This window comes from Sphingomonas desiccabilis (assembly GCF_004135605.1).
In the GTDB taxonomy this organism is placed as follows: domain Bacteria; phylum Pseudomonadota; class Alphaproteobacteria; order Sphingomonadales; family Sphingomonadaceae; genus Sphingomonas; species Sphingomonas desiccabilis.
Window position 1 is genome coordinate 1195513 of sequence record NZ_SDPT01000001.1, and the last position, 12566, is coordinate 1208078.

Sequence of the window (12566 nt, forward strand, 5' to 3'; positions counted from 1 at the left end):
CGCAAAGCGAGGCCTCGACTTGGAATGCGGCGGCCTCCATCAGCATTGGCGAGGCAACAGGCAAGGGGGAACGATGCCCATCGACCAGACCTATCGCATCATGCTGGTGCTGGGCGGTGCGCGCTCGGGCAAGAGCCGCTATGCCCAGGCCGTGGCAGAGGCTGCCGGCGGCCGGCTGGTGTTCGTTGCGACCGCTCAGGCGTTCGATGCCGAGATGACCGATCGCATCCGCCGCCATCAAGCCGATCGCGACCATCGCTGGACAACGGTGGACGCACCGGTCGACCTTGCCGGTGCCATCTCTGCGGTGGATGCCGAGGACACGGTCGTGTTGATCGACTGCCTGACGCTCTGGGCCTCCAACCTGCTGCTCGGCGACGAGGATGGCGATGCGAGGCTGGCGGAGCTAGCCGAGGTTCTGGGCAAGATGCGCGCGAAGGTATTGCTGGTCGCGAACGAGGTCGGGCTCGGCATCGTGCCGGACAATGCGCTCGCCCGCCGCTTTCGTGACCTTGCGGGAACCATCAACCAGCGGATCGCCGCGATCGCCGACCGCGTCCACATGACCGTGGCAGGCATCCCGATCGTTGTGAAGTAAGGGCGATCCCCGCTTGACTTGCGTCGGGCGCCAGCGGAAGCATCGGTGCGACGACATGGGAGAGACCGGGTGCATCCCGGCGCCGAAGGAGCAACCGCCCCGGAAACTTTCAGGCAGAAGGACCGGTCGTCATCAACATCTGGAGAGAGGCGCGCTGGCGTCCGCCGACGGGATAGCATTCTCAGGCAGGAAGGACAGAGGGGGCATGGAACCGCCATGAGGCGGGGAGTTCATCATGCCCGAAGCCGCCTCCCAGGATACCCCCAGTGACCTGCGCCGTTCTATCAGCGTCACCGAATTGTTCACGATCGGGATCGGACCGTCGAGCTCGCACACCGTTGGTCCGATGCGCGCGGCGCACGCCTTCGCAGAGGCGGCTCTGGAGGCCCAATCTCCGGTGCGCGTGCGGTGTGAATTGTTCGGCTCGCTGTCGCTGACGGGGCGGGGGCACGCGACGGACAATGCGGTAGTCCTGGGTTTGGCCGGGCACTTGCCAGACGCGGTGGATCCCGACGCAGTGCCGCAGATCCTGCATTCGGTACATGCGGACGGGCGGTTGAAGCTGGGCGGGCGCGTCCCGATCGCGTTCAGCATGGAGGATGTCCTCTTCTCCCACGCCTTTCTCCCGGGGCACCCAAACGCGGTGCGCTTCACCGCTGTCGGAAGCGATGGCTCCGAGTTCACCCGGACGTATTTCTCCATCGGCGGCGGGGTCGTGGTGGAGGAGGGCGCGGGTTTGCAGATCGCCAATGCCGCGGTCGCGCACCCCTTTGCGTCGGGTGCCGAACTGCTCGAACTCGGACAGGAGACCGGGTTGTCGATCGGCGAGATCGTCCTTCGCAACGAGTGCGCCTGGCGGAGCCACGCGGAGACGGACGCGTTTCTGGACGCCGTCCGAGGGGCAATGCTTGCCTCCATCGAACGCGGTTGTGCCACGGATGGCATTCTTCCCGGGGGCCTGAACGTCCGCCGCCGCGCCAAGGGGCTGCACGGGACGCTGACGGCACGGAGCGACCGCGCTGCTCCTGCTTCGGTGATGGAGTGGATCAGTCTCTGGGCGCTCGCGGTCAACGAGGAGAATGCCGCCGGCGGGCGGGTCGTGACCGCGCCCACCAATGGGGCGGCGGGCGTGATCCCGGCCGTGCTCAAATATTATGAGAGCTTCGTCGAAGGAGCGACGCCGGAGGGCTCGCGGATGCTGCTCGCCACGGCTGCGGCGATCGGCTTTCTCTACAAGAAGCGGGCTTCGATCTCCGCGGCCGAAATGGGCTGCCAGGGTGAGGTCGGGGTCGCCTGCTCGATGGCGGCGGCCGGACTTGCGGCAGTGCTCGGGGGGACGAACCAGCAGATCGAGAATGCCGCCGAGATCGGGATGGAGCACAACCTGGGGCTCACCTGCGACCCGATCGGCGGCCTGGTGCAGGTGCCCTGCATCGAGCGCAACACGATGGGTGCGGTGAAGGCGGTCAACGCCGCCTATCTCGCGCTTCATGGCGACGGCAGCCATATCGTGCCCCTCGACGCGGTGATCGAGACGATGCGGCAAACGGGCGACCACATGCGCTTCGAGTATAAGGAGACGAGCCTGGGAGGCCTGGCGGTGAACGTCGTCGCCTGCTGACGGCTTGCCTGCGGAGGCCGTTCCGGTCCATTCGGCCGCCATGTCCAAGATCCGCGCCGACCAGTTGCTCGTCGACCGAGGCCTCGCCGAAAGCCGTACGCGCGCGCAGGCGCTGGTGATGGCAGGCCTGGTGTTCGTCGGCGATCGAAAGATCGACAAGCCGGGGCAGCAACTCGCGGACGATGCCGTGCTGGACGTGCGCGGGCGCGACCATCCCTGGGTGTCCCGTGGCGGCGTGAAGCTCGCCCATGGCCTCGACCACTTCGGCTGGGCGGTCGACGGCGCGGTTGCGATCGACGTCGGCTCGTCGACCGGCGGCTTCACCGACGTGCTCCTGACCCGCGGGGCGGCGCGCGTCTATGCCGTCGACAGCGGTACCAACCAGCTCGCCTGGAAGCTCCGCCAGGATCCGAGGGTCATCGTGCACGAGCAGACGAGTGCGCGGCTCCTCACGGACGCCCATGTCCCGGAGCCGGTGGACCTGATCGTCTGCGACGCGAGCTTCATCGCGCTTGCCAAGGTTCTGGACGTGCCGATGGGTTTCGCCAGGCCGGGGGCCCGGCTGCTCGCGCTGATCAAACCGCAGTTCGAGGCCGGACGCAGCGAAGTCGGCAAGGGCGGTGTGGTGCGAGACCCTTCCGTGCACGCACGCGTGTGCGACGAGGTGGCGGGCTGGCTGACCGGTCGCGGCTGGCGTGTCGAGGGGGTGACGCGGAGCCCGATCACCGGGCCCGAGGGCAATATCGAGTTCCTCATCGCTGCCCACGCGCCGGAGGAGGCGGGCGGTCCCGAATAGGGACACGGCCTGGGTGACGGCTCCGGCTTGCATTGCATCCGGCCGCACCGCAGACAACGCCACCGGATGAACAGGATTGAGCGCGTGAACGAGATCGCTTCCAGAGCGCAACTGCGTGCGGGCTTCCTGCGGTGGGCGATCGTGACCGTGCCGCTCGTCCTCCTGCTGGGGCTAGCCGCGGGCAGCCTGGTGCCGGCCGGATCCAAAAACGGCTGGTACGCCGCCCTGGCGAAGCCTTGGTTCACGCCCCCGGACTGGGCTTTCCCAGCCGCCTGGACGCTGATCTACGTGCTGCTGGGCGTGGCTTTGGCCATGGTGCTCGACGCGCGCGGCGCGCGCGGGCGTGGGATCGCCGTCAGCGTCTTTGTGGTGCAACTGGTGCTCAACCTAGCGTGGATGCCGCTGTTCTTCGGAGCGCATCGGGTGTCCGCGGCCCTGGCGTTGATCCTGGCGCTGCTTGTTCTGGTGGTGCTTACGGCCTGGCTGTTCGCCCGGATCCGCCGCCGTGCGGCGCTGCTGTTCGTCCCCTATCTGGCCTGGCTGGTCCTGGCGACGGCCCTCACCTGGGAGATCGATCGTCGCAATCCGGGTGCCGAAACCCTTGTGCCGGCGACCTCGTCTGCCCAAATGGCGATCTAGACGCGGGAAGGACCTGACACATGCAATCCGAAAACCGGATCTTCGACGATTTCGCCAAGTTCGTGAACGGTGCTGCCGGTACGCTGGCTGGCATGGCGCGCGAGGGCGAAAGCGCTGCGCGCGAGCGGGTGCGTGAGTTCGTCGGCGGTCTCGACTTCGTCAGCCGCGACGAGTTCGAGGTCGTGAAGGCCATGGCCGTGGCCGCGCGTGACGAGGCGGATGTCCTCAAAGCACGGCTGGAAGCGCTGGAGGCGAAGCTCGCCGCTGGAAGCAACCCGTCGGCGGCGGCTGAGCCGCTTGCCGGCGACAGCATCGGCTAACGGGTTTTCCCCAGCTTTCTGGGCCAAGCGGCGCGTGTCGACCTTGTGTCGATGCGCGCCGCTTGGCATTTCCGAACCATGACGACTGCCCATCCGGAAAGGACCTGATGCTCGACGAAGCCGAGGATGATCGCGACGCTGCCGCTCCGATCGACATGTTGGAGCGCTACTTCGCCGCGCACGGCTGGTCGCACCAGCGCGACGAGGACGAGATCGTCGCGAAGGTCAAGGGAAGCTGGACCGAGTTCGAGCTGCGCGCGATCTGGCGTGCGGACGACGGGGTGCTCCAGTTCCTTGCCTTTCCCGACGTGCGCGTGGCGGACGACCGTCGCGGCGCGATCTACGAGGCGATCGGGCTCATCAACGAGCAGCTGTGGATCGGCCACTTCGAACTGTGGTCGTCGAGCGGCATCCTGCTGTTCCGCCACGCGGCGATGATCGACGTCGAGGAAGCCGCGCTCTCGCTGGAGCAGGCAGAGGTTCTGGTCGACACCGCGATCGACGAGTGCGAGCGCTTCTATCCGGTGTTCCAGTTCGTGCTGTGGGGCGGCAAGTCCCCGCGGGAGGCGATCGCCGCCTCCATGATCGAGACGCGGGGCGAGGCATGAGCACGCCGCTCGCCGGACCCTTGTGGCTGGTCGGGTGCGGCAACATGGCGGGCGCGATGCTCCGCCGTTGGCTGGATACCGGCCATGTTTCTGCCGCCGACGTGACCGTCATCAATCGCAGCGGCTCGCTTCCGATCGATGGCATCCGCGTGGTGACGGAGGTGCCTGCGGGTGCACCCGCGCCGGCGACGGTCATGCTGGGCGTGAAGCCGCAGCAGATCGACATCATCGCCCGGACGGCACTTGCCCAGGTGCGCCCGCAGCTCCTGCTCTCGATCCTGGCGGGCGTCGAGAATGCTGCGCTTGCCGCACGGTTCCAGGCCGACGCCATCGTGCGCGCGATGCCGAACCTGCCGGTCTCGATCGGCAAGGGGGTGGTGGCGCTTCACAGCGATAGCACCGATGAGGTGCTGCGGGGTGCGGCGACGGCGCTGATGGCACCGCTCGGCACGGTGGAATGGATCGGCGAGGAAGGGCTCTTCGACGCGGTGACCGCGCTGTCGGGATGCGGCCCCGGCTTCGTCTTTCGCTTCATCGATGCGATGGGTGCGGCCGGCGCGGCGCTTGGGCTTCCGGACGACCAGGCGCGTCGCCTGGCGATCGCGACCGTCGAAGGGGCAGGCGCCCTGGCCGGCGGAGCGGATGCTTCGCCCGGAGCGCTGGCGGACCGCGTGGCAAGCCCCGGCGGCTCGACCCGGGAAGGCCTCAACGTGCTCGATCGCGAGGAGGCCCTCCGTCGGCTGATGCAGGAAACCCTGGCCGCCTCGGCGCGGCGAAATGCCGAGATGGCGGCCGCGGCGCGCGGCTGATCAGCGGTCGCCGAGCGCCCGAATGATGGGACGGTCGCTCTCGGGGATGAGGCTTTCGAGGACGGTCCAGAAGCCTGCAACCGCTTCGGGGCCGGCCGTCTGATAGGCCTTGGCCAGCCGCTCGCGGACGAGTTGATATAACCGGCTCTCCAGCGCCGCGCCCGCAGGCGTCAGCTTCAGCAGCCGCCTGCGCGCGTCGCGATCGTCGCTTCGGCTTTCCACCAGGCCACGTTCGGAGAGCTCCCCCAGCACGCGCCCCAGCGATTGCTTCGTGATCGCGAGCAGCCGCAGCAGTTCGCTCACCGACAGGCTGGGCTTGCGGGCGATGAAATACAGGGCCCGGTAATGCGCGCGCCCGAGCTTGTGTGCTTCCAGCTCGGCATCGGTCACGCGGGTCAGATTGGAATGCCCGAAATAGAGCAGTTCGAAGCCGCGGCGGATTTCCGTTTCGCGGAGGAACTGGGCCGAGGCTGCACGATTTGGGACAGTCATGTTGACCTGTTCTGCCAGTGGGCTTAGGCCACCGCAAGCCGGAACGGCACCGCGCCGTCCGATTGCGGAGCAGATCATGACCGACCAGTCCGAAACGCGCTTTCCTCTTACGCCGAACGCCTCGCCGCTCCCGGCCAGCGAGCGCGCGGAAAAGCTGGTGAGCCCGGGCTTCGGTCGCGTGTTCACCGATCATATGGCGATTGCACGCTGGTCCGACGAGAAGGGCTGGCACGACATGCGGATCGTGGCGCGCGGTCCCGTGCAGATGGATCCGGCCGCCGCCGTGCTCCACTATGCGCAGGAAATCTTCGAGGGTTTGAAGGCGTATCGGCTCGAGGATGGCGGCGTCGGCCTTTTCCGTCCGGAAGAGAATGCGAAGCGTTTCCGTCGTTCGGCACGCCGCATGGCGATGCCGGAGCTGCCGGAGGAGTTGTTCCTCGCGTCGTGCCGAGAACTCTCGCTGGTCGAGCGGGACTGGATCCCCGAGGGTGAGGGCGGAGCGCTCTACCTGCGCCCGTTCATGTTCGCGAGCGAGGTGTTCCTGGGGGTGAAGCCGTCCGCCGAATATCTCTACATCGTGCTCGCATCCTCGGTCGGCGCCTATTTCAAGGGTGGCGCGCCGAGCGTGTCGCTGTGGGTCTCCCAGGAGTACACGCGCGCGGCGCCGGGCGGCACCGGTGACGCCAAGTGCGGCGGCAACTATGCCGCCAGTCTGGTGGCGCAGGCGGAGGCGATCCGCCAGGGGTGCGACCAGGTCGTCTTCCTCGATGCAGCCGAGCGCCGCTGGGTCGAGGAACTCGGCGGGATGAACATCTTCTTCGTCTTCGACGACGGCAGCATGCTGACGCCGCCGCTGACCGGCACGATCTTGCCCGGTATCACCCGCGACTCGATCCTGCGCCTCGCCCGCAACCAGGGGATCGCCGTGCGCGAGGAGCGCTATGGGATCGACCAGTGGGAAGCCGATGCCCGCAGCGGCCGGCTTCGCGAAGCGTTCGCCTGCGGTACCGCAGCGGTGGTCACGCCGATCGGCAAGGTATCCTCTCCGCAGGGCAGCTTCTCGATCGGAAACGGCGGCCCGGGCGAGCGCACGATCGCGCTGCGCGACACGTTGGTGAATCTCCAGCGGGGCCGCGCTGAGGATCCGTACGGCTGGCTCGAGCGGATCGGCGCATAACCCTCTTTCCACCACGCCCGGGGCCGGTATAAGGCCCCGCGGCTGCTGGGGCGTCGCCAAGCGGTAAGGCAACGGTTTTTGGTACCGTCATACGCAGGTTCGAATCCTGCCGCCCCAGCCATCTGTTTTTATTCACTTTCTTCCCCTTTTTCGGTGTGCGCTTCGGGCGTGTTCCGCACCTCGTTCCGCAATTGCGCGTTGCGCGCTTCGAGTTTTGCGACCGCCGAATCGCTCAGCGACGCGGTCATCGCCTGGTAGAGATCGAGCATCCGGGCGACGGTGGAGACGGTCCAACCCAGCATCGCGGCGATTTCCGATGGCGTGGCACCGGCCTGCGCCAGGATCGTGCAGGCGGTGCCGCGCAGATCGTGGAAGTGGAGCCCGTCGCGGCCGGCCTTCACGACTGTCTCTCGCCAGCGATGATCGAAGTTGACCTTGCCCCACGGCTTGCCGTTGCGCGTCAGGATCGTCTTGGCGGTGCGCGGCTGCGCGTCGAGGAGCGCCTTCAGCGACTGAGTGACCGGCATGTCGATCATGCGCTTGCGCTTGGCTTGGCGCAGCCGGATGCGCTGGCCGTCGTACGCCGTCCAGGGCAGTTCCAGGAGGTCGCCCTTGCGCTGGCCGGTGCCGAGCGCCAGCTCGAACGCGAGCCTGATTTCAGGCTCGGCGACTTCCCGTAGTGCCGCGATGTCGGGCGGGAGCCACAGCTTGTCGGCGCGGTCTGCCTTGTAGACCTTCTTCGGGCGCGTCGCGTGGTTGTGCATCAGCAGGCCGCGGTCACGACCCCATTCGATGACGATGCGAAGCACACCCAGGAGGGCATCCGCCTGGCGGGCCGATGTCTTGGCGCGATCGTCGCGCCACTGGAGGAAACGCACCCGGATCTTCGGATCCTCGATCACCGCCAGCGGGTGATCGCCGAACCGCTCGCCGATGCGGAGCAGCGCGGCGTCGTAGTCGCGCTTCGTCCGCGGAGCGAGCTTCAGGTACTGCGGCGACCGCTGGTAGCCGTCGATGATAGCCTGGAGCGTGCCGTGCGTGCGGGCGATGCGGGGCGCCTGGATCGCGGCGTGGTAGGCGCGCATGAACGCGGGGGTGCCGGGCGCAAACTCCGCCGCCTCGTCGCCATCCTGCGGCTTCAGCGCGCCGAACCCGCGCAGGAAGTAGTAGGTCCGGCGGGTGCCGTCGGCGAGCTTCTTCCTGCTGGCGTAGACCCCCCTAAGCGGCACGCGCATGTTCCGCCTCCCACTGTTCGAGCGGTGAGAGGCTGTTCGTGCCGGTGTTCAGGCCAGCGTGACGATCGAGCAGCTGGTCGTGCGCGCGCACGTCGTAGCGGTTGGTGCCGCGCACGGGACCGGGCACCAGGCCCTTCTGCGCCCAGATGTCGTAGGTCGCGGCGCTGATGTGGCCGAGGTAGGCGCAGATGCCGGCTTTGCTCTGCAAGCGCGCCTGCGGGTCGAATTCCGCACTCATGCGGCATCCTTTCGATCTGCCAGATTGTCGCGGATGGTGGCGGCGTGCGCGGTGGCAGCGGCGGCATGACGATCGAGCGCATCGGCCATGGCGTGCAGGTCGGCGACGGCAACGCTGCGCGTGGCTTCGAGCTTGGCGCGGAAGGAGCGTTGCTCGATACCCAGTGCAGCGGCAGCGCGGGCGGTGCCGAACAGGTCGGCGGCGCCACGCAGCAGCGTGATCCGGCGGGCGCGGTCGCCCATGCCGAGCCTGTTTTTAGGCTCGGTCTGTCCCGCGACGTGCGGCGACATCACCGCACACCCTTTGCGTCGACGAACGTCTTCGCGATCAGCACCGGGATGCAGAGCATCGCCACCACGATGCCGCCGGCGATGACCAGGGCGCGCAGGGTGCGGCGGGTCATCTCCCGCCGCTTGAGCACGCGGCGGGCGGTCACAGGCCGTCTCCCGCGGGATCGCAGCGGGTGCAGCTGGTCGCCGTCGCCCAGCGGGGCATGTCGTGATCGTGGGTCGAGGTGCCGCAGCCGCGACACACGCGCGGATGGCGACGCGGGTCTGCATCAGCGAGCTGCTGGTAGACGTCGGCATCGAACGGCATCACCGCGGCGATCGCGTCGAGCGTTTCCCGCATGCGGGCGCGGACGCCCGGCGCCTCGAGCATGACCAGGACCGAGACGATGTCACCGCCGTCGGCCAGCATGCCGGCGGGCAATTCGCCGGCTTCCCACAACGCTGCGCGCAGACCGGTCAGGCGGACGGCGAGGTCACGGATCTCCAGACCGGCGGCCTTGCGGCGCAGGCGCAGATAGCCTTCTGGCGTCAGCGGTCGCGCGTCAGGGATGCGGGGCAGGAACCGCTTGCGCGGCGGCGTGGCGAATGCGTGACGGTGCAGCATGGGGCATCCTTTCGGGAACAGGGCAAAGCGGGGGCGATGCCGGCAGCGGGGTGCAAAGCCGGGGGAGCAGGTCAGTCGGGGAGGAGCGGGAGCGCGGCGGGTGCCGCGGCGGATCAGCCGCTCATGGGATCGGGCGCCTGGGCGGCGCTGGGGCCGTCCTCATTCGCCGGTTCGCGGGTGTCGTCGTTGGCCGGGACCGGCAGGCGCTTCGGCCCCAGGTTGCGGTTGCCGAAGGGCAGGTGGACGGCTGCGCTCGGCATTGCGCTGGGCACGATGGTGCGAACCGCCTCCAGCTGGGCGACGAAGGTGTGGCCGCAGCGGTGGTTGGTGCAGGCATAGTCCAGCTCACGCACCAGGCTGGTGACCTGCGCGCTGCTGCGGACGATCGCGCGCGATCGGCAGTGTGGGCAGTCGAAGGAAGGCTGGCGCGGACGCGCGGTACGACTCATCGGTGGGAACCCCCGGCTTTCCCGACCGGCCCCGCGCCGGTCTTAAGGAAACTGAACAGCCGGCGCTTGATGGCTGCGACGGCAGTCTCGGCCTCGTCGGCTTCGAGCAATGCGCGCTGCACATCGTTGGGGCTGTGACCGGCCTGGCAGACCGACAAACTGGCGGCGATCAGGTCACCGCATTCGCGGGCGGCGGTGGCCACCTCGCTGGAGAGCGCGCGAGCGCAGGCGGTGCGATCCTCGACCGTAATCTTGAGCTGCGCCGCATAGGCATCGTGCAGCGGCGCGTTCTCGCCGCCGGCAGCGATGTATGCAGCGTCAAGGGCGATTGCCTGGACGAAGCTGGGGCAGGAGGTCGTCGCCTCGTTCGTCCAGTCGCGGATACACGCGACCGAGCGGCCAGCGACCGCCGCCGCCGCCGGATAGCCGATGCGGCCGGCGATCTGCAGCACGGCGTCCGCGGCCGTGTCGGGGATACGCGGTGCCATCAGGGGCGCTTCCCATAGAAAGCGGCGTCTGCTTTCGACGCGACGACCGGTCCGCTTGGCTTTACGGCTGGAGCGTCAGAGGCGGAAACAGGGTCGGTGGGGTAGATGTCCGGACGCAGCGCATGACGAGGAACGCCGAAGGCAGCCTCCGCCTTGAGGACGTACTTCGCGGATAGGGGGCGCTTCCGCTTCAGCAAGTAAGAGATCAGCTGCTGAGAGGCGCCAGTTGCCTTCGCGAAGGCAGTTTGGCTGCCCGCCAAACCGACCGCACGCTTAAAAGCTTGGATGCTAGCGTCATGTTCCATGGCAATCGGCGTACAAACGATACAAGCAGAATACAAGCCGTTTGTACGACGCTTGTACAAATTTGTTTGTAAGCTCTAGCTGTGAGCACGGTTGAGGAAGAAGGCGCGTGGCTTCGCGCTCAGCGCCAGCGGCGTGGCTGGACCGCGGCTGATGTGGCTCGCGTAGCCGTTGAGCAGGCTGCCGAAGCGGGCGTTCCGATCTCGCTGACCCAACAAGCGGTGTCAGCTTTCGAGAATGGACGCCTTAAGACGGTACCCATGTGGGTCTCTTGGGTCCGGCGGGCCGTTGATGACGTGCCGGCAGGCGCGGCACCCGCAGCCGCGCAGGTAATCCCTATGTCAGTGATGCTGCCTAGTGAGGCCGCTTTGGCGCGCATGTTCGAAGGGCTGCTTCGGCCGCTCGATCGAACGGCGCCCGTGGACGAGCTCGCGCGAATTCTCGCTCAGCGGCTTCCAAATGGCCTAGCGCGGCTTGCAACCGCTCTTCCGCCCGAGGCGATGGCGCCAGAGACCGTTCCCGATGCAGCGCCTCCACCTCCCGCCACAGATCATCCCGCGTCCCAGCGAGGATCGCGCACATGACCTCGCAGCGTAGGCAGGCAAGCTCGCAGCCAGGGGCGGTTCGGAAGACGGGTTCGTTCAAGAGCGGCTCGATGAGTGTTCCTATTCCGTTCGCATTTGGCCATGCGAGGTCTTGTAGGAAAGCGGCGGCAAACACGCTGCCCGCGACGCGATGTTCGAACACGTCCTGGGGTGAAGCAGCGGGCTTCTAAGGGGCGACGATAGGGGGAAGCATGGGGGCACTTCAGGAGTTCGCGGTTAAGGAGGCGGTTCTGCCGCCTGGCCTCACAGCTTTGCTAGACTGCGAGGACGTCGACACGCTTCCCGACGCGCCGACAGATTCGGACGAACCGCAGGCGATTGCCGGGTTCATGTGCGTCATCGAATATGCGGATAAAGACGGTGCGGTCACCGAGCGTCTGATAACCTGCCGTCGCTATCTCACGATCGGCGGCAACGCGTCCGTCGGCGCGATCTGCGGCAACTCCAGGCGTTACAAGCTCTTTCGCTGCGACCGGATCATGGAGGTATGCGACGCGGAGACGGGAGCCTCGCTCGGCGACGGTTCCTATTTCGAGCGCTTTACGGTCAGCGCAGCCAAGCCGCTGGCGGATATGTGGGACACCACATCGCCGCGAAAGTCGCTGATCGTCGCCGGCTTGAACGTGCTGGCGTTCATGGCGCGATGCGACGGCCAATGGCACCCGCTGGAGACGCAGACGATCGAAGATTTCATCTGCTCGCTCTGGCTGCGGAAGGAGTGGGAAGGATCACCGCCGCTCGACCGGATCGTCGCGCACGCCCGCCGGCTCGCGCCCGATGGCGAGGTGTTTGAAAGCGCCATCCGGCAGTACGCCCATAGCAGCACCTCTCGGGCGGTGCTGACGCAGTACGTGCAGCGGGTGATCGCCGCCGATGGCGTGATCTGTGAGGACGAGCACCGGTGGGCGGCTTGCTATGCCGAGTGCATGGAGGAAGCTGTTGCAGCCGAGGCTGAGGCGCGGCGCGGCAAGCAATCAGTGGTTAGCCGCGTCTGATCGTGGGTGGCCACATAAACTAGCTTGCACGAATCGGAACAAGAGGAGAACATAGGGCCATGATGACGCCCGACTCCTCCAGCCTCGCCCACACCCTCCTCCATGCTCCGGGATGGGCCCGCATGGGACTTACAGCGCCTAATCAGCGCCTGCGCGAGCAAGCTGCGGCAGAGTTGGCTGAGACCATCATCGACGCCCTGGCTCGTCCGCAGGCGGCTCACGACGCACGGCAGATGCCGCTTCCGCTCTGAGGTGTCCGCTAATACCCGGCTGGACAGCCTGAGCGACCTAACAAAGCA

Annotated in this window: 19 protein-coding genes, 1 tRNA gene and 1 riboswitch; of the genes, 11 read left to right on the forward strand and 9 right to left on the reverse strand. The window is 67.3% G+C overall.

Features of this window, described 5'->3' with window-relative positions:
• Positions 1 to 73 precede the first annotated feature (73 nt).
• The 7 genes from cobU to EO081_RS05765 all read left to right on the forward strand — a co-directional run bounded on the left by cobU (position 74) and on the right by EO081_RS05765 (position 5391).
• Positions 74 to 598: a bifunctional adenosylcobinamide kinase/adenosylcobinamide-phosphate guanylyltransferase gene (gene cobU / locus EO081_RS05735; protein ID WP_206364348.1), complete on the forward strand. Its 525-nt coding sequence runs from the start codon at positions 74 to 76 to the stop codon at positions 596 to 598.
• Between the two features lie 46 nt (positions 599 to 644).
• Positions 645 to 732: riboswitch (glycine riboswitch) on the forward strand.
• Positions 733 to 833: 101 nt separating this feature from the next.
• Positions 834 to 2219 carry an L-serine ammonia-lyase gene (locus tag EO081_RS05740; protein ID WP_129340913.1) on the forward strand — a complete coding sequence of 462 codons (1386 nt, stop codon included), beginning with the start codon at positions 834 to 836 and terminating at the stop codon, positions 2217 to 2219.
• Between the two features lie 40 nt (positions 2220 to 2259).
• Complete coding sequence (locus tag EO081_RS05745) at positions 2260 to 3015, forward strand: TlyA family RNA methyltransferase (RefSeq protein ID WP_129340914.1); 756 nt, start codon at positions 2260 to 2262, stop codon at positions 3013 to 3015.
• An 84-nt stretch (positions 3016 to 3099) separates the two neighbouring features.
• A complete protein-coding gene (locus tag EO081_RS05750; RefSeq protein WP_165284520.1) occupies positions 3100 to 3654 on the forward strand; it encodes a TspO/MBR family protein in 555 nt (184 codons plus the stop codon).
• A gap of 20 nt (positions 3655 to 3674) precedes the next feature.
• Positions 3675 to 3974, forward strand: coding sequence for an accessory factor UbiK family protein (locus tag EO081_RS05755; RefSeq protein WP_129340915.1), 300 nt, complete (start codon positions 3675 to 3677; stop codon positions 3972 to 3974).
• Between the two features lie 107 nt (positions 3975 to 4081).
• Positions 4082 to 4582 (forward strand): type III secretion system chaperone family protein, encoded by a 501-nt coding sequence (locus EO081_RS05760; protein WP_129340916.1) that lies wholly within the window; start codon positions 4082 to 4084, stop codon positions 4580 to 4582.
• Positions 4579 to 5391 carry a pyrroline-5-carboxylate reductase family protein gene (locus EO081_RS05765; protein WP_129340917.1) on the forward strand — a complete coding sequence of 271 codons (813 nt, stop codon included), beginning with the start codon at positions 4579 to 4581 and terminating at the stop codon, positions 5389 to 5391. The genes EO081_RS05760 and EO081_RS05765 overlap by 4 nt, the downstream gene beginning before the upstream one ends.
• On the opposite strand, the gene EO081_RS05770 is transcribed toward EO081_RS05765, so the two are convergent.
• On the reverse strand, positions 5392 to 5883 hold the full coding sequence (locus EO081_RS05770) for a MarR family winged helix-turn-helix transcriptional regulator (protein ID WP_129340918.1): 492 nt from the start codon (positions 5881 to 5883) through the stop codon (positions 5392 to 5394).
• A 76-nt stretch (positions 5884 to 5959) separates the two neighbouring features.
• Between EO081_RS05770 and EO081_RS05775 the strand changes: the two genes are divergently transcribed.
• Both EO081_RS05775 and EO081_RS05780 read left to right on the forward strand, forming a co-directional pair.
• The gene (locus EO081_RS05775) at positions 5960 to 7060 is read left to right on the forward strand and encodes a branched-chain amino acid aminotransferase (RefSeq protein ID WP_129340919.1); all 1101 of its coding nucleotides are present in this window, start codon (positions 5960 to 5962) and stop codon (positions 7058 to 7060) included.
• A gap of 46 nt (positions 7061 to 7106) precedes the next feature.
• A tRNA-Gln gene (locus EO081_RS05780) sits at positions 7107 to 7181 on the forward strand.
• 7 nt (positions 7182 to 7188) lie between these two features.
• Here EO081_RS05780 and EO081_RS05785 read toward each other — a convergent pair.
• The 8 genes from EO081_RS05785 to EO081_RS17270 all read right to left on the reverse strand — a co-directional run bounded on the left by EO081_RS05785 (position 7189) and on the right by EO081_RS17270 (position 10669).
• On the reverse strand, positions 7189 to 8295 hold the full coding sequence (locus EO081_RS05785; RefSeq protein WP_129340920.1) for a tyrosine-type recombinase/integrase: 1107 nt from the start codon (positions 8293 to 8295) through the stop codon (positions 7189 to 7191).
• The gene (locus EO081_RS05790) at positions 8279 to 8533 is read right to left on the reverse strand and encodes a hypothetical protein (RefSeq protein WP_129340921.1); all 255 of its coding nucleotides are present in this window, start codon (positions 8531 to 8533) and stop codon (positions 8279 to 8281) included. Before EO081_RS05790 ends, EO081_RS05785 begins: the two co-directional genes overlap by 17 nt.
• On the reverse strand, positions 8530 to 8823 hold the full coding sequence (locus EO081_RS05795; protein WP_129340922.1) for a hypothetical protein: 294 nt from the start codon (positions 8821 to 8823) through the stop codon (positions 8530 to 8532). The genes EO081_RS05790 and EO081_RS05795 overlap by 4 nt, the downstream gene beginning before the upstream one ends.
• The gene (locus EO081_RS16785; RefSeq protein ID WP_165284522.1) at positions 8823 to 8969 is read right to left on the reverse strand and encodes a hypothetical protein; all 147 of its coding nucleotides are present in this window, start codon (positions 8967 to 8969) and stop codon (positions 8823 to 8825) included. The genes EO081_RS05795 and EO081_RS16785 overlap by 1 nt, the downstream gene beginning before the upstream one ends.
• On the reverse strand, positions 8966 to 9427 hold the full coding sequence (locus EO081_RS05800; RefSeq protein WP_129340923.1) for a hypothetical protein: 462 nt from the start codon (positions 9425 to 9427) through the stop codon (positions 8966 to 8968). Before EO081_RS05800 ends, EO081_RS16785 begins: the two co-directional genes overlap by 4 nt.
• A gap of 113 nt (positions 9428 to 9540) precedes the next feature.
• Complete coding sequence (locus EO081_RS05805; protein WP_129340924.1) at positions 9541 to 9876, reverse strand: Ogr/Delta-like zinc finger protein; 336 nt, start codon at positions 9874 to 9876, stop codon at positions 9541 to 9543.
• Positions 9873 to 10364, reverse strand: coding sequence for a hypothetical protein (locus EO081_RS05810; RefSeq protein ID WP_129340925.1), 492 nt, complete (start codon positions 10362 to 10364; stop codon positions 9873 to 9875). Before EO081_RS05810 ends, EO081_RS05805 begins: the two co-directional genes overlap by 4 nt.
• Positions 10364 to 10669 (reverse strand): transcriptional regulator, encoded by a 306-nt coding sequence (locus EO081_RS17270; protein WP_129340926.1) that lies wholly within the window; start codon positions 10667 to 10669, stop codon positions 10364 to 10366. Before EO081_RS17270 ends, EO081_RS05810 begins: the two co-directional genes overlap by 1 nt.
• 794 nt (positions 10670 to 11463) lie before the next feature.
• On the opposite strand from EO081_RS17270, the gene EO081_RS05820 reads away from it, so the two are divergent.
• Complete coding sequence (locus tag EO081_RS05820) at positions 11464 to 12267, forward strand: tellurite resistance TerB family protein (RefSeq protein WP_129340927.1); 804 nt, start codon at positions 11464 to 11466, stop codon at positions 12265 to 12267.
• A 62-nt stretch (positions 12268 to 12329) separates the two neighbouring features.
• Positions 12330 to 12518 (forward strand): DUF6771 family protein, encoded by a 189-nt coding sequence (locus EO081_RS17005; protein WP_311720693.1) that lies wholly within the window; start codon positions 12330 to 12332, stop codon positions 12516 to 12518.
• The last annotated feature ends 48 nt before the right edge of the window (positions 12519 to 12566 follow it).

Excerpts from the sequence above, each read along its gene's own strand:
- EO081_RS05775 (WP_129340919.1), top strand. The coding sequence starts at position 5,960 with ATGACCGACCAGTCCGAAACGCGCTTTCCTCTTACGCCGAACGCCTCG.
- EO081_RS05755 (WP_129340915.1), top strand. The coding sequence starts at position 3,675 with ATGCAATCCGAAAACCGGATCTTCGACGATTTCGCCAAGTTCGTGAAC.
- EO081_RS17005 (WP_311720693.1), top strand. The coding sequence starts at position 12,330 with ATGACGCCCGACTCCTCCAGCCTCGCCCACACCCTCCTCCATGCTCCG.
- cobU (WP_206364348.1), top strand. The coding sequence starts at position 74 with ATGCCCATCGACCAGACCTATCGCATCATGCTGGTGCTGGGCGGTGCG.
- EO081_RS17270 (WP_129340926.1), bottom strand. The coding sequence starts at position 10,669 with ATGGAACATGACGCTAGCATCCAAGCTTTTAAGCGTGCGGTCGGTTTG.
- EO081_RS05740 (WP_129340913.1), top strand. The coding sequence starts at position 834 with ATGCCCGAAGCCGCCTCCCAGGATACCCCCAGTGACCTGCGCCGTTCT.
- EO081_RS05770 (WP_129340918.1), bottom strand. The coding sequence starts at position 5,883 with ATGACTGTCCCAAATCGTGCAGCCTCGGCCCAGTTCCTCCGCGAAACG.
- EO081_RS05810 (WP_129340925.1), bottom strand. The coding sequence starts at position 10,364 with ATGGCACCGCGTATCCCCGACACGGCCGCGGACGCCGTGCTGCAGATC.
- EO081_RS05760 (WP_129340916.1), top strand. The coding sequence starts at position 4,082 with ATGCTCGACGAAGCCGAGGATGATCGCGACGCTGCCGCTCCGATCGAC.
- EO081_RS05805 (WP_129340924.1), bottom strand. The coding sequence starts at position 9,876 with ATGAGTCGTACCGCGCGTCCGCGCCAGCCTTCCTTCGACTGCCCACAC.
- EO081_RS05745 (WP_129340914.1), top strand. The coding sequence starts at position 2,260 with ATGTCCAAGATCCGCGCCGACCAGTTGCTCGTCGACCGAGGCCTCGCC.
- EO081_RS05800 (WP_129340923.1), bottom strand. The coding sequence starts at position 9,427 with ATGCTGCACCGTCACGCATTCGCCACGCCGCCGCGCAAGCGGTTCCTG.
- EO081_RS05765 (WP_129340917.1), top strand. The coding sequence starts at position 4,579 with ATGAGCACGCCGCTCGCCGGACCCTTGTGGCTGGTCGGGTGCGGCAAC.
- EO081_RS05820 (WP_129340927.1), top strand. The coding sequence starts at position 11,464 with ATGGGGGCACTTCAGGAGTTCGCGGTTAAGGAGGCGGTTCTGCCGCCT.
- EO081_RS05795 (WP_129340922.1), bottom strand. The coding sequence starts at position 8,823 with ATGTCGCCGCACGTCGCGGGACAGACCGAGCCTAAAAACAGGCTCGGC.
- EO081_RS05785 (WP_129340920.1), bottom strand. The coding sequence starts at position 8,295 with ATGCGCGTGCCGCTTAGGGGGGTCTACGCCAGCAGGAAGAAGCTCGCC.
- EO081_RS05790 (WP_129340921.1), bottom strand. The coding sequence starts at position 8,533 with ATGAGTGCGGAATTCGACCCGCAGGCGCGCTTGCAGAGCAAAGCCGGC.